At 60.5% G+C, this 25,915-nt stretch carries 24 protein-coding genes; 3 read left to right on the forward strand and 21 right to left on the reverse strand.

The features are described 5' to 3' along the window. Positions 1–12: 12 nt before the first annotated feature. The 7 genes from BLX89_RS21485 to BLX89_RS21515 form a co-directional block, all read right to left on the reverse strand. Entirely contained in the window at positions 13–1,278 is a 1,266-nt protein-coding gene (locus BLX89_RS21485) for an NAD(P)/FAD-dependent oxidoreductase (protein ID WP_075293022.1), read from the reverse strand. Positions 1,279–1,356: 78 nt separating this feature from the next. After that, positions 1,357–1,665 carry a putative quinol monooxygenase gene (locus BLX89_RS21490; RefSeq protein ID WP_075293023.1) on the reverse strand — a complete coding sequence of 103 codons (309 nt, stop codon included), beginning with the start codon at positions 1,663–1,665 and terminating at the stop codon, positions 1,357–1,359. A gap of 12 nt (positions 1,666–1,677) precedes the next feature. After that, positions 1,678–2,781 (reverse strand): NAD(P)-dependent alcohol dehydrogenase, encoded by a 1,104-nt coding sequence (locus BLX89_RS21495; RefSeq protein ID WP_075293024.1) that lies wholly within the window; start codon positions 2,779–2,781, stop codon positions 1,678–1,680. Between the two features lie 64 nt (positions 2,782–2,845). Beyond that, positions 2,846–3,844, reverse strand: coding sequence for an ABC transporter permease subunit (locus tag BLX89_RS21500; protein ID WP_075293025.1), 999 nt, complete (start codon positions 3,842–3,844; stop codon positions 2,846–2,848). Between the two features lie 5 nt (positions 3,845–3,849). Then, complete coding sequence (locus BLX89_RS21505; protein ID WP_075293081.1) at positions 3,850–4,791, reverse strand: ABC transporter permease; 942 nt, start codon at positions 4,789–4,791, stop codon at positions 3,850–3,852. A gap of 10 nt (positions 4,792–4,801) precedes the next feature. Further along, positions 4,802–6,331, reverse strand: coding sequence for a sugar ABC transporter ATP-binding protein (locus BLX89_RS21510; protein WP_198935183.1), 1,530 nt, complete (start codon positions 6,329–6,331; stop codon positions 4,802–4,804). A 56-nt stretch (positions 6,332–6,387) separates the two neighbouring features. Beyond that, positions 6,388–7,476, reverse strand: a complete 1,089-nt coding sequence (locus BLX89_RS21515; RefSeq protein ID WP_075293027.1) for an ABC transporter substrate-binding protein — start codon at positions 7,474–7,476, stop codon at positions 6,388–6,390. A 279-nt stretch (positions 7,477–7,755) separates the two neighbouring features. On the opposite strand from BLX89_RS21515, the gene BLX89_RS24715 reads away from it, so the two are divergent. Beyond that, positions 7,756–8,088, forward strand: a complete 333-nt coding sequence (locus BLX89_RS24715; RefSeq protein ID WP_158025988.1) for a hypothetical protein — start codon at positions 7,756–7,758, stop codon at positions 8,086–8,088. A 192-nt stretch (positions 8,089–8,280) separates the two neighbouring features. Next, positions 8,281–9,393, forward strand: coding sequence for an NAD(P)-dependent alcohol dehydrogenase (locus BLX89_RS21520; protein WP_075293028.1), 1,113 nt, complete (start codon positions 8,281–8,283; stop codon positions 9,391–9,393). 585 nt (positions 9,394–9,978) lie between these two features. Here BLX89_RS21520 and BLX89_RS21530 read toward each other — a convergent pair. The 14 genes from BLX89_RS21530 to BLX89_RS21595 form a co-directional block, all read right to left on the reverse strand. After that, positions 9,979–11,466 (reverse strand): NAD-dependent succinate-semialdehyde dehydrogenase, encoded by a 1,488-nt coding sequence (locus BLX89_RS21530; RefSeq protein WP_075293030.1) that lies wholly within the window; start codon positions 11,464–11,466, stop codon positions 9,979–9,981. Between the two features lie 23 nt (positions 11,467–11,489). Further along, on the reverse strand, positions 11,490–12,509 hold the full coding sequence (locus tag BLX89_RS21535; protein ID WP_075293031.1) for an ABC transporter permease: 1,020 nt from the start codon (positions 12,507–12,509) through the stop codon (positions 11,490–11,492). A 13-nt stretch (positions 12,510–12,522) separates the two neighbouring features. Continuing rightward, positions 12,523–13,497 (reverse strand): ABC transporter permease, encoded by a 975-nt coding sequence (locus BLX89_RS21540; protein ID WP_075293032.1) that lies wholly within the window; start codon positions 13,495–13,497, stop codon positions 12,523–12,525. Continuing rightward, on the reverse strand, positions 13,494–15,047 hold the full coding sequence (locus tag BLX89_RS21545; RefSeq protein ID WP_075293033.1) for a sugar ABC transporter ATP-binding protein: 1,554 nt from the start codon (positions 15,045–15,047) through the stop codon (positions 13,494–13,496). The genes BLX89_RS21540 and BLX89_RS21545 overlap by 4 nt, the downstream gene beginning before the upstream one ends. Positions 15,048–15,137: 90 nt before the next feature. Next, positions 15,138–16,304 carry an ABC transporter substrate-binding protein gene (locus tag BLX89_RS21550; RefSeq protein ID WP_075293034.1) on the reverse strand — a complete coding sequence of 389 codons (1,167 nt, stop codon included), beginning with the start codon at positions 16,302–16,304 and terminating at the stop codon, positions 15,138–15,140. A gap of 26 nt (positions 16,305–16,330) precedes the next feature. Next, on the reverse strand, positions 16,331–17,227 hold the full coding sequence (locus BLX89_RS21555; protein WP_075293035.1) for an alpha/beta fold hydrolase: 897 nt from the start codon (positions 17,225–17,227) through the stop codon (positions 16,331–16,333). Continuing rightward, positions 17,224–17,607, reverse strand: coding sequence for a hypothetical protein (locus BLX89_RS21560; protein ID WP_075293036.1), 384 nt, complete (start codon positions 17,605–17,607; stop codon positions 17,224–17,226). The genes BLX89_RS21555 and BLX89_RS21560 overlap by 4 nt, the downstream gene beginning before the upstream one ends. A 79-nt stretch (positions 17,608–17,686) precedes the next feature. After that, complete coding sequence (locus BLX89_RS21565; protein WP_198935184.1) at positions 17,687–18,115, reverse strand: carboxymuconolactone decarboxylase family protein; 429 nt, start codon at positions 18,113–18,115, stop codon at positions 17,687–17,689. A gap of 90 nt (positions 18,116–18,205) precedes the next feature. After that, positions 18,206–19,093 (reverse strand): NAD(P)-dependent oxidoreductase, encoded by an 888-nt coding sequence (locus tag BLX89_RS21570; protein ID WP_075293037.1) that lies wholly within the window; start codon positions 19,091–19,093, stop codon positions 18,206–18,208. Positions 19,094–19,183: 90 nt separating this feature from the next. Continuing rightward, positions 19,184–19,867 (reverse strand): GntR family transcriptional regulator, encoded by a 684-nt coding sequence (locus BLX89_RS21575; protein ID WP_075293038.1) that lies wholly within the window; start codon positions 19,865–19,867, stop codon positions 19,184–19,186. A 370-nt stretch (positions 19,868–20,237) separates the two neighbouring features. Continuing rightward, positions 20,238–21,290, reverse strand: coding sequence for a metallophosphoesterase (locus BLX89_RS21580; protein ID WP_342587610.1), 1,053 nt, complete (start codon positions 21,288–21,290; stop codon positions 20,238–20,240). Between the two features lie 442 nt (positions 21,291–21,732). Beyond that, a complete protein-coding gene (locus BLX89_RS21585) occupies positions 21,733–23,070 on the reverse strand; it encodes a TRAP transporter large permease (RefSeq protein ID WP_075293039.1) in 1,338 nt (445 codons plus the stop codon). Positions 23,071–23,081: 11 nt separating this feature from the next. Beyond that, positions 23,082–23,645: a TRAP transporter small permease subunit gene (locus BLX89_RS21590; protein WP_075293040.1), complete on the reverse strand. Its 564-nt coding sequence runs from the start codon at positions 23,643–23,645 to the stop codon at positions 23,082–23,084. A 57-nt stretch (positions 23,646–23,702) separates the two neighbouring features. Next, on the reverse strand, positions 23,703–24,770 hold the full coding sequence (locus tag BLX89_RS21595; protein WP_198935185.1) for a TRAP transporter substrate-binding protein: 1,068 nt from the start codon (positions 24,768–24,770) through the stop codon (positions 23,703–23,705). A gap of 216 nt (positions 24,771–24,986) precedes the next feature. On the opposite strand from BLX89_RS21595, the gene BLX89_RS21600 reads away from it, so the two are divergent. Next, a complete protein-coding gene (locus BLX89_RS21600) occupies positions 24,987–25,709 on the forward strand; it encodes a haloacid dehalogenase type II (RefSeq protein ID WP_075293042.1) in 723 nt (240 codons plus the stop codon). Positions 25,710–25,915 lie beyond the last annotated feature (206 nt).

A 25,915-nucleotide genomic window follows, 5' to 3' on the forward strand; every position in this document is an offset into this window, starting at 1 on the left:
TAGGTGACGAAGTTACACTTCGTCTTTAAGCGTCTCTTTCTGCGTGATCAGTCGAGCGGAGTGGTGTCCGGACACGAAGGCCCACAGCCAGCTCAGGGCTACGGCCATTCGGCTCCTCGTGCCGATCAGGAAGTAGATGTGGGCGAGCCCCCATATCCACCACGCGAGTGTCCCTTTGAGCTGGACCCGGCCGAAATCGATCACGGCCGAGTTCGGGCCGATCGTTGCCAGGTTTCCTAGATGCTTGTATTTGAACGGTGCCGGCGGCTCACGACGCCGGACACGCGCATTAATCACCTTGGCCACGTATTCGCCCTGCTGCTTGGCCGCTGGAGCAACCCCCGGCACGGCGGCTCCGTCTTCGGTTTTCACGGATGCGGTGTCTCCGATAACGAATATCTCCGGGTGACCGTCCACCGTGAGGTCTCTCCCCACGATCGCCTTGCCTGCACGATCCTTGTCGGCACCGACCCACGCGGCCGCTTTGGAGGCTTGCACGCCTGCAGCCCAGATGACGGTCCGACTCGGGATGAATTCGTCACCCAGAGCGATCCCCTCCTCGTCGCATCGTGTAACCGGATGTCCCGTTCGAACCTCGACACCCATCGCCGCGAGTGCCCTTGCGGCGTATGCCGATAACTGTTCCGGAAAAACGGGGAGCACCCGGTTACCCGCCTCTACCAGCAGTATGCGGGCGGACGACGTGTCGATACTACGAAACTCGTCGACAAGCGTCCTGTGGGCGAGTTCCGCTATGATCCCCGCGAGCTCGACCCCCGTTGGTCCCGCTCCGATGATACTAAAGGTCAGCATCGCCCGGCGGATCTCGGGATCGCTCTCGAGTTCCGCTCTCTCGAATGCCAGTAGCAGACGCCGGCGGATCGTCGTGGCGTCTTCGAGGGCCTTGAGACCGGGCGCGAACGGCTCCCACTCGTCACGCCCGAAGTACGCATGACGCGCCCCCGTTGCCAGAACGAGCGTGTCGTAGGGAATGGTGTTACCGTCCTTGAGGGACACGATGCGTGCCGCCTTGTCGACGCCCACCACCTCTCCGAGGAGTGTCGAGACGTCTTTCCGTCGACGGAAGACCGCTCTTATCGGCCATGCGATTTCCGATGTCGCAAGCACGGTCGTCGCGACCTGATACAGCAGCGGTTGAAACAGATGGTGGTTGCGTCTGTCGATAATCGTAATCGACGTATCGGGGCACCTCAGGTCCTTCGCCAGTTGAAGTCCGGCGAACCCGCCCCCGACGATAACGACACGATGCTCAGCCATTCCATGCTCCGTTCGCGAGTTCAAAAAAGCGCGCCCCGGAGATCGGAGCGCGCGCAGGGGCCCATGAAAGCCGGAAGCTCAGTCGCTGAGGCGGTTGTTGACGGTAATCGACGGGGAAGTGACAAGAAGCGGCAGCAGCGGTTCCAGGACGCGTTTGACGTTGGGATGTTCGCCGTGCGCGGCCGCCGCCGTCTCGTTCGCCCATCCGTCGAGGATGAAGAACGTATTGGGATCGTCCGACCGCTGGTAGAGGTCGTAGTATAGGCAACCCGTTTCCTCGCGCGCGGGTCCGACAAACTCCAGCAGAAGCTCTCTGACGCGGTCCCGATCCTGCGTCGTCGTCTTGAATTCGACGATGAGGTGCTGTTCCTCTGTCTTGATGGCCATGCGATTTTGCTCCTAGTTGAACACGATAACCGGCTTGATCACGCGGCCCGCTTCCGCGTCGGCGATCGCCTCGTTGATTTTTTCGAACGGATACTTCGTGATCAGCTTCTGGAAGGGGAAAAGACCCGCAAGGTTCAGCTCGACCATCTGCGGAATGAACAGCTGCGGAATTTGATCCCCGAGGATCGCGCCCTGGATCTTGCGGTTGAACACCATTAAATCGAGCGGGATCGGGATGTCCTTGCCGAGTGCGTCAAGGCCGAGAAGGACGACATGCCCGCCCGCTCTGGTGCACTTGATCGAGTTCAGGATAACGGGGATGATCCCGACCGCGTCGATCGCGAAGTCGGCACCGCCGCCCGTCAGCGCGTGGATCTGCTCCACGACGTCGGCGTCCTTGCCGTTGATCGCGTGGGTAGCCCCCAGTTCCCTCGCCATGTCTAGCCGCTGCTGGTTCAGGTCGACGATGATGATCTTGCTGCAACGACGAACCTTCGCCGCCATCACGGCTGCCATTCCGACCGCCCCCGCCCCGAAAATGGCGATCGTCGACCCGATCTCGGGTTTCATCGCGTTGATGACCGTCCCGGCACCTGTGGCCATACCGCATCCCAGTGGCGCGGCGTTCGTGAGATCGAAATTCTCCTTGGGCAGCAGCGCGGCGTTGTTCTCGGTCGCGAGGATATGGGTAGCGAATGAAGACTGTCCGACGAAATTGCTTCCGATCCCGACCTCGTCGCAGAGCAGCGCCTTCTTCCCGTTCGGCCTGAGCCCCGTGAGGTTGTACTGCGTGTAGTTCTGGCAGTTCATCGGATGGGAACGACGGCAGTCGGCGCAGAAGCCGCATGAGCTCTGACTGAGGGCGACGTGGTCGCCGACCTTGAGGCTTCGCACATCCGCTCCGACCGCTTCGACGACACCTACCCCTTCGTGACCGGGAATGACGGGAGCCGGTGGGCCGAAGATGCCGTCTCGAAGAAGGAGATCGGTGTGGCAGATGCCTGTCGCGACCGTGCGCACCAGGATTTCGTTGCCTTCGGGATCGGCGAGCTCTAGCTCGCGGAACTCGAGGGGTGCCTTGGGCTTTACGGCGACGGCCGCTGTGATCTTCACCATTATGTTCTCTCCTGCCTTCTTGCCTTGACTGCGGCCGAAATCGAAAACCGCGGGACGACCGGACTCAGACGCGTCCGGTACGGGCCCCGTAGATGATCGCGGCGAGTGCGATAATGCCGCCCTGTACGATCAGCTTTCCGGGTTCCTGGATGCCGAACACGGTCAACATGGCGAACAGGAAGCTGAACGCGACGACCGCGACAAACGGACCCGCCACACCGCCCCGGTCCACCCCGAACGTCACGCCACCGAGGATCGTCGCGGCCAGGGCGTTCATGAAGGTGTCGAAACCGGGCTTGATCGTTCCGACGGCGAGCGCGGAGACCTGTACGAGGGCGGCGATCCCCGTGAGGAACCCCGCCAGAGTATGTGATACGAAGATCGTCCGGGCGAGCGGGATACCGGTGGTTTCCGCGGCCCGCGGATTATCACCAACCGCCCTGAAGTAGCGGCCGACGATCAGGTAGCGAAACGCGAGAGAGACGAGAACCGTGACGCCGAGCCACACGATCACCGAATAGGAAAGTCCGTGGATGTTCCCGTTTGTCAGCACTCTAAGCCAGCTCGGCGTCGAACCGGGGGCACGACCTGCGCTCATGTATTGAACGACGCCGATTAGAATAGCGGAGACGCTCAATGTCGATATCACCGCCGACGCCCGGACGTATGCCACGAGGACGCCGTTTACCAGACCCACTGCCAGGCCGACGACGATTGGCATCAGGACCGTGACGTAGGGCGGATAGTTCTTCAGGAAGCCCGAACTGGCGAAGTAGATCGCGAAGGCGAACACTCCGCTGACGGAGAGGTCGATGGACCGCACCCGCATAACCAGAGACTGTGCCAGGACGGCAATACCGAGCGGTGCCGACTGCTTGAGGATCACGAACCAGTAGTTCGGGTTGATGAGCGTGGCGCTGACGAGGGGCGCGACCGCAATCAGGATCGCGAGAACGTAGTATGCCGGTGGCAGGCCAAGCACCCACGAAACCGCACGTCTGGCGTTGAGCGCGCGGGGTGGAGTCTCGTGCTTCGTTTCACTCGTTGTCATCGAGAAGTCCATCTCTTTCAAAGTCCGATTGTCTTGCGGCGCTGCGAGACCACGAGCGCGAGGAGGAGCAGGCCCTTGACGACCGACTGTAGGAAGGCGGAGACGTTCGCGAGGTTCATCACGTTGTTGACGATGCCCAGAATGGCCGCCCCTACGACCGTACCGAGGATGCTTCCGATGCCACCCGCCAGATGCACGCCGCCGAGTGCCGCCGCTGTGACGGACTCTATTCCGAACGTGGCACCGCCTTTGGGATCGCCGGATGCCAGTCGCCCCGCCAGGAACATTCCCGCGGCGCATGCGAAGAGCGCTGAAAGAACATAGGCTTTGATGACGGTACGTTCCACCGGGACACCGTTCATGCGGGCGTTGAAGTCATTGCCACCTGAAGCGAAGAGGTACAGACCGAAGGGCCTGCGGTAGAGGAGCCATGCCGCGGCGAGGGAGGCCGCGATCAGCCAGAACAGCGAATTCGGGACCGGACCGACCGACCCGGCAACGGACGCCGACAACCAGTCGGGGACGCGACCGCCCGGGATGGGAAGGATGATAAGTGCCAGTCCCTGCCCGATCCCCATGGTCGCGAGAGTCATGATGATGGGATGGACGTTCAGCCGCGCTACGCCGTAGCCGTTGGCGAGACCGAAGGCGACTGCGACGGCGATACAGAGAAACACGCGGACGACCTCGGGCAGGTCTAGGGTCATGATGGTGGTCGTCACGCTGATAATCGAGCCCACCGAAACGTCGAGACCTCCCGTCAGGATCACGAACGTCTGACCGAGCGCCGATATGACCAGCACCGTTGATTGGGCCAGAAGGTTCGAGAGATTCTCGGGAGCGAGAAATCCCGGCAGCGTTATCACCGCGGCGATCAGGATGACCAGAAGGGTGCCGATCGAGAGAACAATCGCTCCCGCGCGGTACGGAACCTTGAGAAAATTCGTCACGATATTCATCATATCCCCTTCAATGGACCACCGCTCGCGGATCTTCTGCGGAGCTGGAACCGAGCGCGGTCCCGAGAATGCTTTCCTCTGTCGCATCGGCCGCTGGCATCTGCCCGACGATCTTCCGGTCGTGAACCACCAGGATGTTGTCGCAGAGACCGATGAGCTCGGCGTGTTCGCGCGAGGAGACGATCACCGCGCCTCCGCGGTCGCTGAAGTCGCGGAGCAAACGATAGATTTCGGCCTTCGCGCCGACATCGACGCCCCGGGTGGGCTCCTCGATGACGAGGATGTCCACCCCCGAGAGAAGCCACCTTCCGAGCAGAACCTTCTGCTGGTTGCCGCCGGATAACTTTCCGACTGGCGCGCCCGGGTCCGCCGCGGCGACGCGCAGCGATTTGATGATCTCGCGCACCTTGGAGACGGACCGCCAGGCGACGCTCGCCATATTGCGGTTGAGCTGCTTCCCGAGAGCGATGTTGTCGTAGATGGGCAGTCGGAGGAACAGGCCCTCCTGTTTGCGGTCCTCCGGAATGAACCCAATTCCGGCGGCGATCGCGTTCGGGAAGCCCGAGGTCACGTTCACGGCGCTCATGGCGGATCCGCCTGCACGGCGGCGAACTGTAACCGCCCTCGCCGTTTCAACCCCGACGACCGACCGCATGATCTCGCGCTGTCCCTGTCCTTCAAGACCTGCGAGACCGATGATCTCGCCCTTCCGGACGGAGAACGCCACAGATGCGCCACCGTCGTGCAGCTTCAGTCCCGAGACTTCCAGCATGGGCTCTCCGGTCTCCTGTGACCGCGGAGGGAAGAAATTCTGGAGCTCGCGCCCGACCATTGTCGCGACGAGCGAGTGGAGATTGAAGTCCTCCGCCTTCGCGGTTTTCACCCACCCGCCGTCTTTCATGACGGTGATGACATCGCAAAGCTCGAAAACCTCGTTCATGCGGTGCGAAATGTAGACGACCGCCTTTCCTTGGGCTTTAAGGTCGCGGATCACCTTGAAGAGGTGGGCGACATCCGTCGAGTTGAGCGCTGCCGTGGGTTCGTCAAAGATGAAGATGTCCGCGTTCGAGGTCAGTCCCTTTGCGATTTCCACCGCCTGTTGCTGCGCGACCGTCAGCGTATCCACGATCGCGGTCGCGTCGAGCTGCGGGAACACGTCGGCAAGCAGCTCTCTGGAACGGCGGACAACCTCGGCGCTATCGATCGAACCGTCCTTTCGACGCGGCTCGTGTCCGAGAAACATGTTCTCCGCCACGGTCAGGTTGGGAATCAGCGTGAATTCCTGGAATACGGTCGACACGCCAGCCAAACGAGCCTCTTTGGGCGACTTGAAACTCACGTCCTCGCCGCGAAGCCGAACGCTCCCGGTAGTTGGCTGGTACACGCCCGCGAGGATACGCATCAGCGTTGATTTACCGGCCCCGTTCTCGCCCATGAGAGCGTGCACCGAACCGCGCTCGAGTGAAAACCGAACGTCCGAAAGTACGCGCGTCGCACCAAAAGACTTGTTGATGCCGACCATCTCGACAAGCATGCTCATAAACACTTCCATCTTCGAGAGGGATGCGGGCGCGGACGTTCCGCGCCCGATCGTTCTTAGGCCTTGAAGTATTCGAGGAGTTTCTCGTTCGGCATCTCGGTCGGTGCCCAGTAGGCATCGGTCAGATCCGCGCGGTAGAACTGGGAGAGGTTCTCGTCGACGATCGGCTTAGGACGATTTGTCCAGTTGCGCTGGATCGGCTTGCCTTCGAGGAGGGCGAAGGAAGCGCGAAGTGCCGCCGTGGAAAGCGCGGGCGGGCAGATCGGGCCAATGGAGGAAAGCTTCTCGTCGTTCCACCTGCGCATCCATCCGTTGAGGGCCTCGCCGGTGATCGGAGGGATGGTGGAAGCACCCGCCTCCTGGAGCGCATCGAGCACCCCGAGCGACATGTTCGCGCCGTCGGTCCACACGCCGGCGACGTCCGGATCCGAAAGATACAGGCTCTCTGCGATCTTCTTCGAATCTTCGTAAGACCAGCTGCCGTGCTGGGTGGATGTGATCTGCAGACCCGATTTGCTGAATACCTCCATCGCCCCGGCATAGCGGTCTGCGTCGATCGGATGTCCGGCGATGCCCCGGAGGACCCAGATCTTCCCCTGATTGCCAAGCTTGTCGACGAGGAATTGCGCCATTACGCGGCCGAAGTAGAAGTCGTCGCCCTGCACCTGCACGGTGAACTCTTCGGTGTCGACGCGGCCGAGATAGACAACGGTCGGGATACCCGCGGCGGTCGCCTTCCTGATACCCTCGACGGCGGAACCGGTCGTGAGCGGGGCGATGATGATCGCGTCAACCTTTTGCGCGATAAGGTCTTCGATGTCGGCCACCTGTTTGGACGCATTCAGATCGGCGCTGCGGAACTGGTAGTCCGCCACGCGGTCCTTGTTCTTGCCGATCTCGTACTCGGCTTCGAAAGCTGTCTGGTAGGTATGGGTTGAACCTGCCAGGCCGTAGTGGCTGTGGCCGATTTTCCATGGGCCGGGCTTGGCAAATTTTCCCGCTTCGACGATCGGGTTGTCGCCCTCGGAAGGGAAGGTATCAGGAAGGATGTTGATCGCGTCCTCGGCACGGAGAAAGCTTGGCATCCCGAAGGTTCCGGCTACCGCCAGCGCACCGCTGGCCTGCAGGAAAGTACGTCTTTTCATGGGTCTCCTCCTCAACCGCTCTGAGCGGCGAAATTGTCTGATTGCGCGAGAGCCTCTTATTCTCCTGCTGCCGCCGGACTCTCCCAAGAACGGCAAGTGCATCTTTATAAATCATCAGACAATCTGTCAATGACATTGCCGAGGGGTAGTGCAATGGATGGTATAAGTCATTGTAATGCTTCGAAATAAGATGTGTGTCGAGCGCTTTGAGCGGTAAATTCCGATATGACGAAACATTCTTCGGGCAACGTGTAGGCACAGGTTTTTCGGTTATAAAGCATGGCCCGACAGGCCAAGTCGCGCGCCGTGCTCAAACGCATCGTGGCCGCAGGAATCGAGCAGTGGCTATCGGGGGAAACTCCCAATCCAATGCTCGAAATCGAGCCCGAAAAATCACGTGAAGACGAAGATTCAATCCAAATTAACTACCGTCGGGAAGCCTACGATGTCAGTCTAGGAAGGGTGGGACGAGCCTTTTTCAAAGCCGCCAGAGCCGCTAAAACTCCCTCTGCCTTGGGCTTTTTGCCGCCTACTCCGACCAGCACGGGGCGATTTCTGGTCCGCCCCTCACCCGGATTTCCTCAACAGGATGAAGTGAGGGCAGACTCATAGGGGTAACCCGGCGGCACACGCCAGGTCAGGTCGGCCTGCGTGGCCAAACATCGATAGCAACTGCACGGGCCTGCCGCGCAGCCAGGTCACTCGATCGCGACCGGAATATGAGGAATGATCTGCGCCACCAACCATTACGATTGACTGATTGTCTGAAAATGAATAAATCTCCAGCAGTCGGAGGATTGTGACATGAAGCAAGCGTATGCCGCGGTATCGCGGGAGAAGTCGAAGCCCTTGGTGCTCGAGTGTATCAGCATCGACGAACCCAGAGCGGACGAAATACTTGTCCGAATCGTAGCCTCGGGGGTGTGCCATACGGACATGGTGGTCCGTGATCAGGGTTATGACGTCCCGCAGCCGGTTGTCCTCGGCCATGAGGGATCGGGAGTGGTAGAGGCGGTTGGCAGTGGCGTTACGAGCCTGGCCCCCGGAGACCACGTCGCGCTAAGCTACGCGTACTGCGGCAAGTGCGAGAAATGCCGCGGTGGCACACCCTACTACTGCGATGACTTTTTCGGCAGAAATTTCCGTGGAACTCGTCCCGACGGCACATGCCCGATCCATGACTCGCACGGCAAACAGATCAGCGGCTGCTTCTTCGAGCAGTCATCCTTCGCCACCTATGCCATTGCCTCGGAGCGTAACGCGGTCAAGATCTCCAAAGATGTTCCCCTGGAACTGATAGGACCGCTCGGATGCGGCATCCAGACGGGCGCGGGAGCGGTCCTGAATTGTCTGAAGCCCCGAGAGGGTTCTTCCATCGCGATTTTCGGTGCGGGCGCGGTGGGGATGGCCGCGGTTATGGCCTCCAAAATTGCAGGTTGCGCCACGATCATCGTTATCGACCTCAACGACGATCGCCTCGAACTTGCCGTTGAGCTCGGCGCGACGCACACCGTGAATGCCCGCCGTGCGGACAGCGTTACTGCTATCAGGAAGATCGTTCCCGACGGTGTGGACTTCAGCCTCGAGTGCACGAGTTCCCCGAAGGTGTTTCGCCAGGCGGTGGATTGCCTCGGCACTCCGGGCACGTGCGGCCTCGTCGGTTCTTCGGCTCTCGGTACCGAGGGCGTCATCGATATCGGCAGCTTCCTGTTCGGGCGCACGCTGGTCGGGGTCGTTGAGGGCCAGAGCATTCCCTCCGAATTCGTGCCGCAGCTGATCGCTTACTGGCAACAGGGCCGTTTTCCCTTCGACAAGCTGGTGCAGTTCTATGAACTCGACGAGATCAACGAGGCGATGGCTGACTCCGAAAGCGGGAAGGTCATCAAGCCAATTCTGCGGATGAAGCACACCGTCTAGCGATCTCGGCCGCATACACCGTTGCCAGCGGTTCGGAAGCCAATACGCCCTCCCAAGGCGATGCCGGGGCGGGGTCGCGAACAAAGCGGCCTCGCCCCGGTGTGTTTCAACCTGCAGCCACGTCGCGGCACGGACGATAGCGACGGCGGAGGCGCACGAGTTCGCATGCGCTTTTCATGGCCTGCAAGGCGCGCTATCTTGATATTGGAGAACCTTTGGTTGGGGAGCTCTATGGCGTCCTGCGGATTGAGTCGGCAAAGCCTCTATATTTGTTAGCCGCACCGTTCCGACATCCACGCGCTTCGCTGTATCCGTCGCGCCAATTCCGACCGTCTATGGTTTGATACGCCGGACATTCGGACGCGCGGGGACGGCGCGCCCTTCGACGCTGGCCTTTGCGGCCACATCGGCCCACACCTGTTCGCTGTCGGCTGATACACTGTACATGTTGCGGAGCGCTTCCGCGCTATGTGGCACGCTTGGCAGGGAGGACACCGGTTTCTTCGCAGGGTCGATCATTTCCATCTCTGTGTTGGGAGTATGGAGGACCGGCGACCGAGATGACACTTGGCCGCCGACGTGGAGTCAGGACTGCATGCCGCCCATGCAGACATACTTCATGGACAGGAAATCATCCATCCCGTATCTGGAGCCTTCCCGGCCAAACCCGGACTGCTTCACGCCGCCAAACGGTGCCACTTCGGTGGAGATGAGACCCGTATTGACACCCACCATCCCGTATTCGAGCGCTTCGGTGACTTTCCAGACATTCCGGAGATCATTCGCGAAAAAGTACGCCGCAAGCCCGAACTCGGTGTCGTTGGCGAGTTCTATGACTTCGTCCGCTGTCTCGAATTTGAAGACCGGAGCAAGTGGTGCGAAGGTTTCTTCGCGAGCGACCTTCATTTCCTTGGTCGCGCCGGAGAGAAGGGTCGGTTGGACAAAAGTCCCGCCTCGCTCGTCTCGTCCGCCCCCTACCACGACCTTGGCTCCCTTGCTGACGGCGTCGTCGATATGGTTGTAGAGCTTGTTCACCGCATCGTCGTTGATCAGCGGTCCGATTGTCGCCCCCTCCTCGAAACCGTCCAGCACCCTGAGAGCAGAAACTCGGGCGGCGAGCCTCTCGACAAACCTGTCGTAGATTCCGCTCTGAACGTATAGGCGGTTCGCGCACACGCACGTCTGACCCGCGTTTCGGAACTTCGACAGCATCGCGCCCTCGACCGCCTCGTCCAAATCCGCGTCGTCGAACACGATGAACGGAGCGTTTCCGCCAAGCTCCAGGCTGAGCTTCATTATTTTCTGAGCGCCCTGCGCCATCAGGATGCGGCCGACTTCGGTCGATCCCGTGAATGTCAGCTTCTTCACGATCGGGTTCGAGCAGACCTCCTCCCCGAACATTCGGGCGTTATCGGTCGGCAGAATGCTGACCAGGCCGTCGGGCACTCCGGCACGTTGCGCGAGGATTGCAAGCGCAAGCGCCGACAAGGGCGTCTCGGCGGCGGGCTTGAAGATGATGGCGCAACCCGAGGCGAGTGCGGGAGCGATCTTGCGGCAGACCATCGCCGACGGGAAGTTCCACGGCGCGATGGCGGCTACGACGCCGACGGGCTGCTTGATGACGATCAGGCGCTTGTCGGCCTGGTGCCCGGGGATCGTGTCGCCGTAGACGCGCTTTGCCTCCTCGCCGAACCATTCGATATAGGACGCTCCATAGGCGACTTCGCCGCGCGCCTCGGCCAAGGGCTTCCCCATTTCGGACGTGAGGATGATTGCAAGATCCTCGGTGTTCGCGGTCACGAGATCGAAGAACTTGCGCATTATGCCCGCCCGCTCCTTCCCGGAGCGCGCCGCCCATTTCTTCTGGGCGGTCTTGGCGAGATCGATGGCGGTGCGGACGTCCTGGAGACCAGCGCTCGGCAAGGTCGCGATAAGGTCCCCGGTAGATGGATTCTGGACCCTGACGGTCTTGCCGCCCTCTCCGTCTTTGCGCCAGTCGCCTCCGACCAGCATCTCCTCGCGGACGAGAGAAGGGTCCTTCAGGCGGTCGAGTAGCGCGCTGGAGATAGCCATGGGTATTCCTTTCGATGCAACGTTCAAATCTGATTGCGGATGTGCGGGGAGCGGGCATAGATCGCGACCATGGGTACGATCAGAAGTCCCACGACCGCCTGCTGTGCCGGGAAGCTTAGGCCCAGACCGACAAGAAGCGATGTCAGGACCGTGAGCACGAGGACTCCGAGGACGGTCGCGCCGTATCCTCCGGCTCCTCCGAGAAGGGACGTTCCCCCGATGACAACCGCCGCGACGGTGGTGAACAGATATGGATCGCCTACGCCTACGAAGCCACCCCCGGAGAAGCCGAGGAGGAGCATACCGGTGATCGCCGACATCGCGCCGCTGGCGCTATGTATAACGGTCCAGATCCTGAACTCAGAAATTCCGAGGCGAGCAGCCGCCGTCCGGCTTCCGCCGACGGCGTAGAGGCTGCGCCCGAACCAGGTGTTGTACATGATCCAGCCAAGGCCGATCGCGACCGCGGCCCAGATGACGATTACCGGGGGGAACGGGAGCCCGAAGAACTTGCCGTTGAAGGCGGAGAGGTTCCTAAGCCAGTCCGGCACGGGCGCGAAGACCGTCCCTCCGAACTGGGAGCCGAGCGAGGTGTAGATCTGGACCGCGCCGACGGCCGCGAAGCCCACTCCGAGCGACATGATCAGCGCCTGCCCCTGGAGCCGGAAGCTTAGGGCTCCGTTGGCGGCCCCGACGAGTGCCCCAAGGATCAGCACGACGATCATAGCGACGGGCGCGGGCAGTCCGGCCACCATGAGACTGGGAAGAAGGATGTTTGCGCCGCCAATTATATAGGGGATCGACAGGTCCAGAGCGCCGACTAGGGCGCATAGGGTTTGACCGACGGATGCCAGCCCGAGAAATGCGGCAAGCAGAAGGATGGAGCGCGCGTTCTGGGACGAGACGAAGCCCGGAACGAGCAATGCTCCAAGGGCGAGAAGACACGCGAGGAGCGCGAACCCTATCGCGATGCTCTTGTGGGTTCGGAAGGGGCTGGCGCTCCGGGCCATTGCGACTTCTGTGTTCATGACGGTGGAAACCATTTTGATTGCTCCTTCACGCGACGGCGCGGCGGCTTGTTACGAAGACGTTCACGAGAAGCGATCCGACGAGGATCAGGCCGAAAGCCATCTGCGTGACGAATCCGGAGACCGTGCCGAAGTTGAAAGTGGAAAGGAGGTACGAGATCAGGAACATGTTGATCGCGCCGAGCGTCGATCCGAGCGCGCCGCCGCGACCGCCGGAGAGGCTCGCGCCGCCGAGGACGAGCGCCGTGACTGCCTGTAGCGTATAGGTGCTCCCCTGGGTTGGGTCACCCGACGAAATGAGAGCGGTGTAGCTCAGTGCCGCCAGCCCCGCGAACGCGCCGCCTACGACATGGGCAATGATCCGGACGACGTCGACAGGAACGCCGCTCGTGTAGGCCATGCGCTCGTCGGCCCCCGTCATTCTGAGGTTCCGGTAGAACATCGTACGTCGCAGGACACCCCAGACAGCGAAGGCCGCCACGAGCAGCAACAGGACGGGAGAGAAGACGCTCGTCCCCGCACCCCACGACAGCATCCAGTCCGGTGCCACGCCGCCCGGTCGCGACATCACCATGAGATTGACGCCGGAGAGGACGAGGAAGCCCGAAAGCGTCACGATAATCGGCGCGACGCGTACGTAGATAATGACGAGCGCCTGCACGAATTGAAAAGCGGCACCCAGTCCGACGGCCCATGCGATAACGGCGACGGGGTTCGTGATGCCGTTGCCGACTAGCCACGTGATAAGGGTGACGTTGATGAAGCCCATCAGCGGACCGACCGAAAGGTCTACCGCTCCCCTGCCCGCCATGACGATCGGCGTGATGGCCAGAGCGGCGAGGATCAATGGCGTGGCCACGAGAATCGCCCCTGCCAGACCGTTGTTCGTGAAAAGGCCCTGACCGCGGAACGCCACGGCGAGGAGGAGGACGAGGAAAAGCCCGGCTGGAACGAACAGCGAGCGGTCCTGCGTGACTTGGCGGATTCCGGACGAGGACATCATGCGGTCCTTTCGAGATCGAATTCGACGGAGGCGTGCTTGGATTTTCCGAACATGGAGGCGAGGATCGGCTCTTCCGCGATCTCGTTCCCTTCGAGGGAGCGGAACAGCGTCCCTCCGAAAAAGACGTCGACCCGATCCGCGAAACCGATGAATTCCTCAATCTCGCTCGACAGGTAAACGACGCTTCCGCCCTTGTCGGTAAACAGGCGAAGCTCTCGATAGAGGTCGCGCTTCGTGCCAAGATCGACGCCCCGCGCCGGGTCGTTGAGGACGATGACCTGGGGATCGTTGGCGAAGGCGCGCCCGATCAGGACCTTTTGCTGGTTACCGCCCGAGAGCGACGTGATCTTGTTCGACGGGCTACCGATCTTGATGCGGAGCCGATCGACCTCCCGCTTGAACATCGGCTTGAGCGTGGCTTTCCGGATCACGCCGAGCGCACCGAGGTTCTTCCTGTAGACGCCGATCGCGAGGTTTTCGAAGATGCTCTGCTGGGGAAAGATGCCCTCGCGCTTCCGGTCTCCGGAAACATAGCTCACGCCGAGGTTCGCCGCGTCGTCCAGCGTGCGCAATGAAACCATCCGGTCGGTGTCGGCCGAGCGAACCTGCACGTCACCGCCGAATGGCTGGACGATACCCGCCAGAGCACGGACGAACGCGTCCTGCCCCTGACCGTCCAGCCCCGCCACGCCGACGATGCTTCCCTTGGGGAGATCGAAGTCGAATTTTCCGGCCGTACGGTGCACGGCCAGATTTCGGGCAGTCAGGATTGCCGGAGCCGCTGACTTCGCCCTCGAAGCGTACTCCGCTACGTCGCCGGACCGGCGGTCGGCAGGTGTCATCATGGAAAGCAGGTTCTCTTCGGTGATCTCGTGCTTCTCGAGAGTGCCGACGGTAATGCCGTCGCGCAAAATGGTCGCGCGATCCGCGATGCGGACGAGTTCCGCGATACGGTGGGTGACGATCAGTACTGTCGCGCCTTCGCTTCGAAGGCGGTCGATTTCAGAATGGAGGCGAATGGTGGAATCGAGGTCCAGGGCTGCCGAAGATTCGTCGAGGATGAGAACGCGTGGCCGCCGCAGGATGGCGCGCGCGATCACGATCCACTGTTTCACACTGAGGGGAAGGCTGCCGACGACCTCGTCGAGATCGACCGGCTTTCCGACGAGCCGGGTCAGGATTTCGTCCGCCTCGGCGCGGCGGTCGCCGCCTGTCGTTTGCGACTTGAAAACCCCGTCACGACCGACATAGAGGTTGTCGAACACGCTTGCTTCCTCGGCGACAAGAACCTCCTGAAAGATCGTCGTTAGACCGATCCGCTTTGCGTCGATCGGCGAGAGAACCCTCTCTCCGAGGATCGAGACCTTGCCCGTGTCGGGATGAAGCACACCCGACATCATTTTCGCCATCGTGCTCTTGCCGCTACCGTTCTCGCCGACAATGGCGTGAACCTCTCCGGCACGGGCCTCGAAGTCGCATTTCTTGAGCGCCTTCGTTTCGCCGAACGCCTTCGCGACATCGACCATTCTTATTGTGATTTCGCTGTCCATCGCGTTACTCCCATCCCGCAACGTCCGCCAAGAGCGGTTTCCGAATTTGGAAATGCCTGCCCGGCGTCTCCTTTGCCGGGCAGGACAAGCTCACTTCGACACGGCCTTCCAGGGATCGGCGGGGCGCTCGAAGTACTGGTCGGCCACCGCCGCCGGGAACCACCCGTCGGCCTTCGGCTCGACGAAATCCGTCGAGTTCACGTCGCAGTCCTCGGGAATTGCCGCTCGTACGTCGTCGATGGTGTAAGGAAGGACCGGGCGCAGGAAGGACTGAACCTTTGGCCCCTGCCCCTGGAGTGTGCGGAGCATGATCTCCCACATCTGCTGCATCTCGCGACGCGGCGGCCAGATGTGGAAGCTGGCATCGATCCAATCGGGATTTTGCCGCCAGTAGCACGCCGCGGAAGCTTCGCCGCCGAGCGTGATCGGCACCATGTCACGGCCCGACTGGAGCATGGCGTTCAACACGCCGTTCTCCTGTGCGCCCTGTGTCAGGATGCCGTCGATCTGCGCCGGATTTGTCGCGAGGAACTTCTGCACCTCGACCTGCGCGACCTGGTCCGTCCACTTGCCTGCTACCTCGCCGACGATCGTGATGTCGGGATATTTCGCAAGCGTTTCCTTGGCGGCCTTGTCGAAGCTGTCCGACGAAGCGAAACCGGGAATGCCGGACACGAGTAGCACATTGCCCTTCTTGCCGATCTTTTCCGCGAGCCAGGTCGCCATCTCGCCGCCGCCCTGGGCGTGGTTGGCAGCGCCGTTGATCGCGTATGGCGACGTTACGTACCCCGAAAACGAGAAAACGGGCACGCCCGCCTTATAGGCGTACTCGATGGTCTGGTTCAGCGCGGTTACGTTCGAGCAGCAGATGATGATGGCGTCCACGCCGTCGTCGACCATCTGGCGCATCTGCTGGATCTGGACCGCGTCCTTGAGGTCGGACTGCGTGACCACGACTTCTGATACGAGACCCGCTTCCTTCGAACGCGGCAGCAGATCGTTCATGACCGCGTCGAGGGCCGCCGCCCTCCAGGTGTTCCCGGCATAGCTGCTCGCGTAGCCGATCTTCCACGGCGGCCCCTTCTTGGGCTTGAAGTCCTTGTATGCGCTTGCTCCCAGCGGAATTTGCGGATCGACGATTTCGTAGATCTTCTGTTCGCTGGCGGGGAGTTGGTCGACCCCCTCGGCATGAGCCGTGGTCGTCAGGGCGCTGACCGCGATCAGCGCCCCCATCGTTCCGTTCAGAATGCCTCTCATTGGATGGTCCTCCCAGAGACCGGTCTTCAGGCGACCTTGGCTTTGGTTTCGGATGCCTGCTGAATCTCCTCGAGGATCGGAAGCAGGTACTTTCTGAATTCCGTGTAGTCTTCGGTGACGGGGAAGTGCCCGAGCTTCTCCATCGTCCAGAACTTCGAACCCTTCACGAGGTCCGCGGCGATCTTGGTGTCGGCCGGGGAGGTATTGGGATCGTACTCGCCCGTCAGGAAGTAAAGCATGCACTTCGACGTATCGATTCTGCTGGCTTCCTCGGGCGACACGTTGTGGTCATAGTAGTAGTAGTAGAGGTCGCCCGCGAAGATGCCCGGTCCGCCACAGCTGTATTCCCACTGAATCTCCCGGACGTTCGCTTCGGGCGAGTAGGGAGAGATGTTCAGCATCATGGCCGCGCCGATAGACGTGCGGTTGACGTTGGGATTGTCGAATTCCTTGCGGATGCCCGCCATGCCGACGTCGACGTATTCGGCCGCCGAACGCAGTGCACCCTCGACCGAAATGGTGGCCCGGAAGTTGTCGGGATAGTTCGAGGCGAGGTCGATCGCCAGATGGCCGCCCATCGAGCTTCCCATGTAGACCGGGCGATCGAGACCGAGAGCTTTCGAGAGCTCGAGCTGGAAGTCCATCATGAACTTCTTGGTCATATTGTATTCCTTCTCCCACCAGCGCACGCCGTGAGGAGGAAGCGACTTGCCGTGATACGGCAGATCGAACGCGATGACCCGGAAGTTCTTGGTAACCTCGGAATCGCAAAGTGCATGACGGTACTGACGGCCGTCGGAGCCTGCAGTATGGCCGACGAGCAGCGGAATCCCCTGCCCCGCCTCTTCGTAGTAAACGCGGTATTCGATGCCTTCGATCGTCAGATAGACGTAACGGCCGGTGATCGGATCGTGCTTGGTCATGCTGCTACTCCTTCCGGGCGGGCATCGCGCATCAAAGTCGTCATGCGGTTGAGCGCGGGCAGATAGGCGAAGGTTTCGTTGTTGTTGCTGAGATGCAGACCGTGCTTGATGTTCGACGACTGCAGGCACTGGTAGAACGGCAGAGGTTTCTTCTGCAGGAGCGCGTCCCACTGTTCGGCCGTGCCGCGGATTACGATCCTGCACTTGTCGTCGTCGTAAGCCGCCTCCTCAACCTTCGTCATCTTGCCGTCCTCGAAATGAAGGGCGACGCAGCGGGTCGGAAAATCGCACTTGATGATACCGTTAAGATAACGGGTTTCGCGCTTGAACTCGAAGTCCTCCTGCGCGAGCTTTACGAACTTCTCGAGATCGATAGCCAATTTCGGCTCCTCCCTAGTTAAACGGCGCGGTCAATTCCGCGCCTTCAAATTGAGCCGCCACTCCCACGCGGCGGCGAATTCAGATGCCCATGTCGTTGAAGACGTCCTGGGCGTGGCGGAAGCTGTCGATACCCGCCGGCACGCCGACGTAGATCGCAACCTGGAGGAAAATCTCCTGGATCTCCTCTTTCGTGACGCCGTTGTTGATCGCGCCGCGTACATGACCCTTGAGCTCGTGCGGCCTATTGAGAACCGAAATCATCCCGAGGTTGAGGATCGACCGCGCACGGCGGTCCAGGCCGGGACGGTTCCAGATGTTGTCCCAGCAATACTCCGTGACAAGCTCCTGCATGGGCCAGGTGAAATCCGTCGCCTTGTTCAGCGCGGCGTCCACATAGGCATCGCCCATGACTTCCCGACGCGTGGCCAGGCCACTCGCGAATTCTTTGGACGGGACAGGCCGCTCCTTCCCGTTGGTTTTCACTTTTGCTGCATCAGCTGCGGTCATTAGACAACGCTCCCTAGCTATTCCGTTCAACTGCAATCAACCGATTTGCAGACAATCTGTCAATCCATTTCGCGCTGCGGCGCGCGTTGTTCAGAGACTATTGTCGAGATAGGCGATGATCTTCGTGTGATCCTCCGACGGCCCGAGCTTTGCCTGGGCGGCGTCCCAGGTGTCTGCCGTGCTGGCGAGCGCCTCGAGGCGCAGGCCGATTGTCTTTGCGAGGTCGGCCGCGATCCGGATGTCCTTAGCCATGAGGCCGAGTGCGAAGCCCGATCCGAATGTTTCCGAGAGGATGAACTGCTTCATCTTGACCTCGGTCGCGTTGTTCTTCCCTGAAGAAGAGTTGAGGATGTCCACGATGGTCTCGGGTTCGAGACCGAACGCACGGCCAAGAAGCACGCCCTCGATCGCCGCGAGAACACCCGCTCCGGACACGAAGTTGTTGATAGCCTTCATCGCATGGCCCGACCCTACCGGGCCGGTGCGGAAAACTTGCTGGCCAACCGCTTTAAGCAGCGGTTCGACCGCGTCGATGTCGCTGTCGGCCCCGCCCGCCATTATCGTCAACGTGCCGGATACCGCGCGTTTGACTCCGCCTGATACCGGGGCGTCGACAAGTCGAAGATTGCGGTTGGAGAGTTCCGAACCAAGTTCCCTGGTGTCGTTCGGGGCCGAGGAGCTCATGTCGATCACAACGGCGTGGGGCTTGAGGCCTCCGCAGGCATTGCCCTCCAGCAGGGCGTCGCGGACGATTTTTCCGTTCGGCAACATGGTGACCGCGACGTCGGCACCGAGCATCGCCTCGGAGATGGTCTCCGCGGCCCGTCCGCCGGCCGCGGAGAGTTTGGCCTTGGCCTCTGGCGACAGGTCGAAACCGACGACCTCAAAGCCAGCCGAAATAAGGTGTTGAGCCATAGGCTGGCCCATCGCGCCTAGCCCTATGAAGGCCACGCGCGTTGCGTTGATCGTCGCTGACAATTTTTCCTCCGAGCACAGACGGGCAGAGAAGCGCCCGCAATCATCGGAGACAGAGTAAAAAGATTATCAGACAATCTGTCAATCGAAATCTTACGGAGTGTCGGACGTGTTCTTCCTGAGGTACTCCAGCGCAACCTTCGCCGCTTGGTCGATATGGAACTTGCAAGCGGCCGCGGCGAGAGGACCATTCCGGTTCTTGATCGCGTCGGCGATCTCCTTGATCTCTTCGATGCTGTGCGCCAACCGTCCCGGTTGCGTCATCGACGTCATGCGCAGGAGGTTGATCCGGTTGTGCAGCGACGTGAGCATCTGTCGGACGAAAGCGTTTTTACTGCCGTCCATCAGACAATCGTAGAAAACGTTTTTGGCTTTGATGAGTCGAGCGCCCACGCCACTCGCGGCGGCCGCCTCGAATTCGACGACCGCCGCCTGCAACGTCGCGATTTCCGCGGCCGTACCGTGCTCTGCGAACTGTTGCCCGGCGAACCCTTCGAGCAGAGCTCGCACGGTATAGAGCTGTGCGGCTTCCTCGTAGGTGATCGTGCTGACGACTGGCCCCTTGTGGGGATAGCTCGTTATGATTCCTTCGGCTTCAAGCTGCCGCAGCGCCTCTCGCACGGATGTCCTGCCGACACCCAGCATCTCACATAGCTCGCGCTCAACCAACCGCTGGCCGGGCTTGAACCTTCCGCTGGCGATGGCCTGTCGTAGCGTTTCCTCGACTTTCACGCGCAACGTCGCGCTCTGTTTTGCAATTTGTAAGTCCGTCTGCATACCCTGCCACCAACCTGCGGATCGCGCCGCGCCAATGTATCCCACACATATGAAGGCATTTTCGCGGGATTTCAATGCAGATTGTCTGACAGCTTTTGTCGAGATCGTGACGGCAGTCGCTTAGGCACGCCTGCTCGGTCTCCGGAAAACGCTCCGCACGTGTCATTAACCCGAGTGAAAACCCCGGATCTCTCTGATCAGCAGCGATTGGCTGCATACCGGATCTCGACACAGAAATTTTGGCGACGCGGCTTTCCGGGGCGCGATGTCCAACAAGCCCGGTGACTCCGATCCCTACGGATGCGCTTTGCCAGTCAACCAAGCGCCGGAGGTGCCGTGCGCGAGCTGATCGGTGCCGGAGGACTTTCGATTATCCCTCTCTCTTCAGGGTTATCACGGTGAGTTCGGACGGGACGCCCAGTCTCAAGGCGAAACCGATCCATAATGCGCTGCCATTATTGACGTATAGCTTCATGCCATCCACGTCGTAGAGACCCGAGACAAACCCGCCGTTGAAAGTCGCGATGAGGCGGTCGAAGCCCACGATCATCCCGCCATGGGTATGACCGGAAAGCTGCAACGCGATCCCCTTTCCGGCGGCTTCCCTTGCACGCTTCGGCTGATGGTCCAGGAGCACCACCGGAGCGCGCTCCGGCGCGCCGCTTAACGCTTGCGCGAGATCTGGCCCTGGCAATCCGAAATTCTCCGCAGAAAGGTCGTTGACCCCCGCCAGTACAAGCTCCGCTTTGCCGCGGCTCAGCACGACATGGCCGTTATCGATCCTGGTCATGCCCAGTTCCTCGAACTGCTTCATCCAAGCGTGCTGTCCGAAGTAATACTCATGATTGCCGGGTATGACATAAACGCCGTCCCTGGCTTCGAGTTTCGACAGAGGCGCAACGTCGCGACGGCGAGCCTGCAAATCCCCGTCGATCAGGTCGCCGGTCAGAACGACAAGATCGGCTTTTTGCTCATTGGCCAGCGTCACGGTGGTCTCGACCCAGTCAGCCTGGAATAGACGACTGATATGGAGGTCGGTTAGCTGCACAATTCTGTAGCCTTCGAATTCCTCCGGCAAGCCCTTGATCCCGATGGTGACGTTCCTCACTTCCGGGACCCGGATGGCCTGCATGACGGCATAGCTCGAAAGGGTAACCGCGACGAAGCCCGCGCAATACCTCGCAGCGACACCAATTCGGACCCACCGACGTCTAACGGTCGCCGTTGCCAAGGCGATCACGTCCAGGACAAGCTGGAACACCGCCACGACAGCACTGATCCCGACAGCCAGTTCGCCAACACCATCACGGCACGCGGAACTTCCGGCGAGAACATCGTCCCGAAGACCACAAGACTCAAGAGACTGTGCTGAAACACCACCATAAGCGCCGCCGAAACGGCGATGCGTAACCAAAGCGGCCAAGGGAGCGGCATTATGAACCGGGCGACGACGAAGAGGCACAGAGATGCTTTGATTAAATGAAACATCGCCGCAAACTACAGCTTGGCGCGGCTTGTGTTGAGCCGAGTATTCTCAACGCGGCGGTGAGCGGCATTCACCGTCGGTTGCGAGGCCATATCGCACGTCCGCCACGCGAGAAACACCGTCTACGCCGTTGCGTCAGAACCTGGTTCCGAAGTGGTTGGGATTGATCTGTTCAACAACACCTTCCCGGCTGCGCACGGAGGTTTCGCTTGGAGGCAACTCGGACGCTATAGCTGTGACCGTCTGCGGTTTGCGGATGCTTAACTCTCTGCCCACGACGTTTAGGCGACGGTTTCGCTATCAGGCCTTGGTCTTGTCCACGCGTAAAGCAGTTTCGCCCCGGCAGAACCGGGGCGAAACATATTCTCGGTCCAGGCCGCTACTTCAGTGCAGCGGGGAGCCAGAGAACGAGTGAAGGCCATACGAGAAGAGCTAGAAGGAAGATGATCTGGATGACCATGAACTGCCCCATCCCGCGGTAGATCGATCTCAGGCTCCACTGCGGCACGACGTTCCTCAGGAAGTAGGCGGACATCGCGACAGGCGGGCTCAGGTAAGCCGTCTGGAGGTTGACTGCCACCAGCACGCCGAACCAGAGCAGCAGTTCCGGCTTTGTAAGGCCGAGGTCGAGCTGTAGCACGATGGGTGTGAAGATCGGCAGGAAAACCAGAACGATCGCGGGCCATTCGAAAGGCCAGCCAAGAGCGAAGATGATCGCCATGATGATGACGAGCTTCCACATGTCGCTGACCGGAATGCCTGTGACGACATCGGTTATGATGGCCGCCCCGCCGAGCTGGGTGAAGACAGCGCCGAAAACGTTGGACGCCACGGCCAGCAGCAGAACCATGCTGGACGTTACCACTGTAGCGATCGCGGCGTTCTTGAGGGCCGCCATGCTGAGCTTGCGGTAGGCCAACGCCAAGAGCGTGGCACCTGTCGCTCCGCAGGAAGCGGCTTCGGTCGGCGTCGCCAGCCCCGAAAGAATCGAGCCCAGAGTCGCGACGATCAGGAGGCACAGCGGTAGGACGCCGACAATGAACTCGCGGCCGATCTCGAGAACGCTACCGACACGTTCCTCGACCGGTAACGGCGGACCGACGCGTGGATTGATGTAGCTGCGGGCGACGGCATAAACCGCGTAGCAGAACGCGAGCATAAATCCCGGACCGATCGCGGCACCGTACAACTGGTTGACGGGAACACCGAGCGTCGGCCCCATGACGACGAGCATCACGCTCGGCGGAATGAGGATTCCGAGCGTGCCGCCCGCGGCGATGATCCCCGCCGAAAGCTTCTCGTCGTATCCCGCTTTGATCATCATGGGTCCGGCCATGATGCCCAGCACCGTAACAGCAGCACCGACGATGCCCGTCGCCATCGCGAAGATGGTGGCCGTCAACAGGACGGCGAGATACAGCGAGCCGTTCAACGGAGCCATTATCTGCCGCATGGAGCCGAAAAGACGGTTCATGAGCCCCGCCTGCTCGGTCATGTAACCCATGAATATGAACAGTGGCACGGCGGGCAGGATGTCGTCTTTCATCGTGCCGAAAATCTGGAGATACGCCAGACTGAAGGTAATGTTGACCCCGATCCCGATCGAGCCGAATACGAGCGCGATAAAAAGGAGGGTGAATGCGATGGGGAAGCCGACAAAGATAAAAGCTAGCATCCCGCCGAGCATGGCAATACTTAGAATGTCGTTAACGCTCATGGCCCGGCCTTTCAGAGCTCGATTTTTTCATGGGTCTCGAAGGCCTGCCCTGTCTTGACCGCGAACAGCGATTTGAGCAGCTCCGAGAGGCCTTGGACTAGGAGGAGTAGCGCGGCCAGCGGGATCACCCCGCGAAACGGCCAGATGACGGGCATCCAGAGACTGAGCGTCGATTTCTCGTTTATCTCGTAGGCGTAGATGAAGTCGTCGAGCGACATGTAGAAGACGATCACCATGACGGGAAGGAAAAGCGCGACGTAGCAGACCGCGTCGATGGCTCCCTTGGTTCTGGGGGTAAAGTTTTCCCAGAAAATGTCCGTGCGGACATGCGCGCCTTTCAAGAGCGCATAGGAAGCGCCGAGCATGAAGATCGAACCGTACGACATGACGGTGACGTCGGCCGCCCATATGGTGGGCGATCCGAGAAGATATCTCGACACCACCTCGATGGTGTTCGCGAGTACCAGAGGGGCGGTAAGAATTGCGACGAGAATAACGAATTTCTCTGTGAAACCGTCAATGATACTGATCACCCGCAGGGCGGCGGGCGGAAAGGTTGGTACGGGATTGCTCACGTGCTGTCTCCGGAGGTCTTCGAAAAAAGGCGCGGCTTAGCCGCGCCTAATGGCTTCCTACTTGGCCTCCGGCCAGTAGTGGTCCGCGCCGATATTGTAAGGGGCCTGGATGAGCCGCTTCGCCGGAACAACCTTGGACGCGTACTCGCGCTGCGACTCGTATACCTTCTTGAAGAAGGCGTTGTTCTCGCTTTCCCGCTTCGCGATTTCGTCCCACGAAGCGAGGATGTTCTGCAGCACGTCGTCGGGTGTCCGGTGAACGGTGACACCGTCTTCGGTCCGCATCTTCTCAAGCGCGTCGGCGTCGAGTTTGCCCTTACGGATGTGAGACCGCAAAGTCGCTTCGCTAGCTGCCGCCTGCATGATAGCCTGAAGGTCGGGAGACAGCGAAGTCCAAACGTCGCCGTTCACGAGGAAGTCGACGATCGTCGCCGGATTGTGCGTCGACATCGGATAGAAGTGCTTCCAGATTGTTTGGAAGCCGATGCCCATGTCTTCAGCCGGACCGACGAATTCCGCGCATTCGATAACGCCGCGCTCGCCAGCCGGAACGATTTCGCCGCCGGGCATATTCACGGTCGACATACCAGACGACGCGAAGACCTCAGCGGTGACGCCCGTCTGCCGGCACTTGCGACCCTTCAGGTCGGCCCAGCTTTCGACCGGACGTGCAAACCAACCCAACGCCTGATTGGCGCTCGTGACTGAAGGGATGACCTCGATGTTCGTCTTGAGTTCCACGCGGTAATAGTCGCGGTAGAGATCGATGCCGCCCCCTTCGTAGAGCCAGCCCACATAGTCAAGAATATCCATGCCGAACGGGCCGCCGGCGGCGTCTCCGAACAGTGTGCCCGCACGGTGCTTCCCGACCCAGTAGGCCACAGTCGAATGACCGCCGTCGATCACGTTTTTGTTCACCGCGTCCAGAACCTCGAAGGCGGGGACGATGGTGCCCGCTGGCATGAACTCGATCTTGAGGCGGCCGGCCGAAAGTTCTCCGACGCGCTTTGCCCAGGTCTCCGCGGACATGTAGATCGTGCTCGATGCCGGATATGCCGACTGAAAACGCAGCGTTCTGCTTTCGGCTTGAGCCGAATCAGCAGAAATCGTGATGAGCGCGGCCAAGCCGCCGCAAAGAAGCGATCCGAATTTCATGATTTCCTCCGTGATTGCACCGCCAACACCCTCCTCGGCTTGACGGGACCCCTATGGTATGACCTCATACCATCGCTATACCAAACAGGTCGCAATTCGGCTGTCAAGTCCGGTGGCGATGTTCACAGGCTGCGAGCGGACTGGAAGGTGTCCGCGTACACATTCACAAGGGAGGAAGGGATACGAATGTCATCGATTAGCGAGGTACGACTTCTTGCGTTCGACGTATTCGGCACAGTGGTCGATTGGCGAAATAGTGTCGCCCGTCACGTCGACGGTTTCTTCAAGCGCGAAGGGCTGGACATCGACGCATTGGAATTCGCGACCGACTGGCGGTCATTGTACCAACCCGCGATGGAGCCTGTCCGAAATGGATCGCGACAATGGGTTACCTTGGACATTCTGAATTTCGAGAACCTGGAGGCGACGTTGATCCGTCACGGTGTAGAGCCAGGGCGATTCGGCAGACGTGAGCTGGACGATATCAACCGGGCGTGGGAACGTCTCGACCCCTGGCCCGACTCCGTCGAAGCGATCAAGCGACTCAAGAAGAAGTTCGCCGTCGCCACGATGTCCAACGGCCACATCGCGGGAATGCTCTGGCTTTCGAAATATGCCGATCTGCACTGGGACGCCATCCTCGGCGCGGAAATGGCAGAAAACTACAAGCCGCATCATGACGTCTATCGAAAGTCAGCCGAGCGAGCCGGACTCACGACCGGAGCGGCGGCTATGGTAGCCGCGCACAACGACGACCTTCTTGCAGCACAGGCGTGCGGGTTGAAGACGATTTTCATCCACCGAAGGGAAGAGCACGGCCCGTTACAGACAACGGATCTGGTGCCGGAAGGCGAGTGGACGCTCGTAGCCGAGAGTCTCGGTGATCTCGCTGATCAATTAGGATGCTGAAGGTCGTCACGCAATTGCCTGGCTTACCGGGACCTCGTGCTCAGGACCACGCTCTGTTCCTCGAGATTGAGCGTGATCGTGATCCCAATTGGGTTGCGCGGATTTGTGGATGATAATGCCCACGTAGCTTATCCATTTCGGAGTTGCGAAATTTTCGCGACAGACTCCGGTGCAATCACGGCCCTCCCTCCCGCAAAAAGGCATTG

This window comes from Pararhizobium arenae (assembly GCF_001931685.1).
Classification (GTDB): Bacteria; Pseudomonadota; Alphaproteobacteria; order Rhizobiales; family Rhizobiaceae; genus Pararhizobium; species Pararhizobium arenae.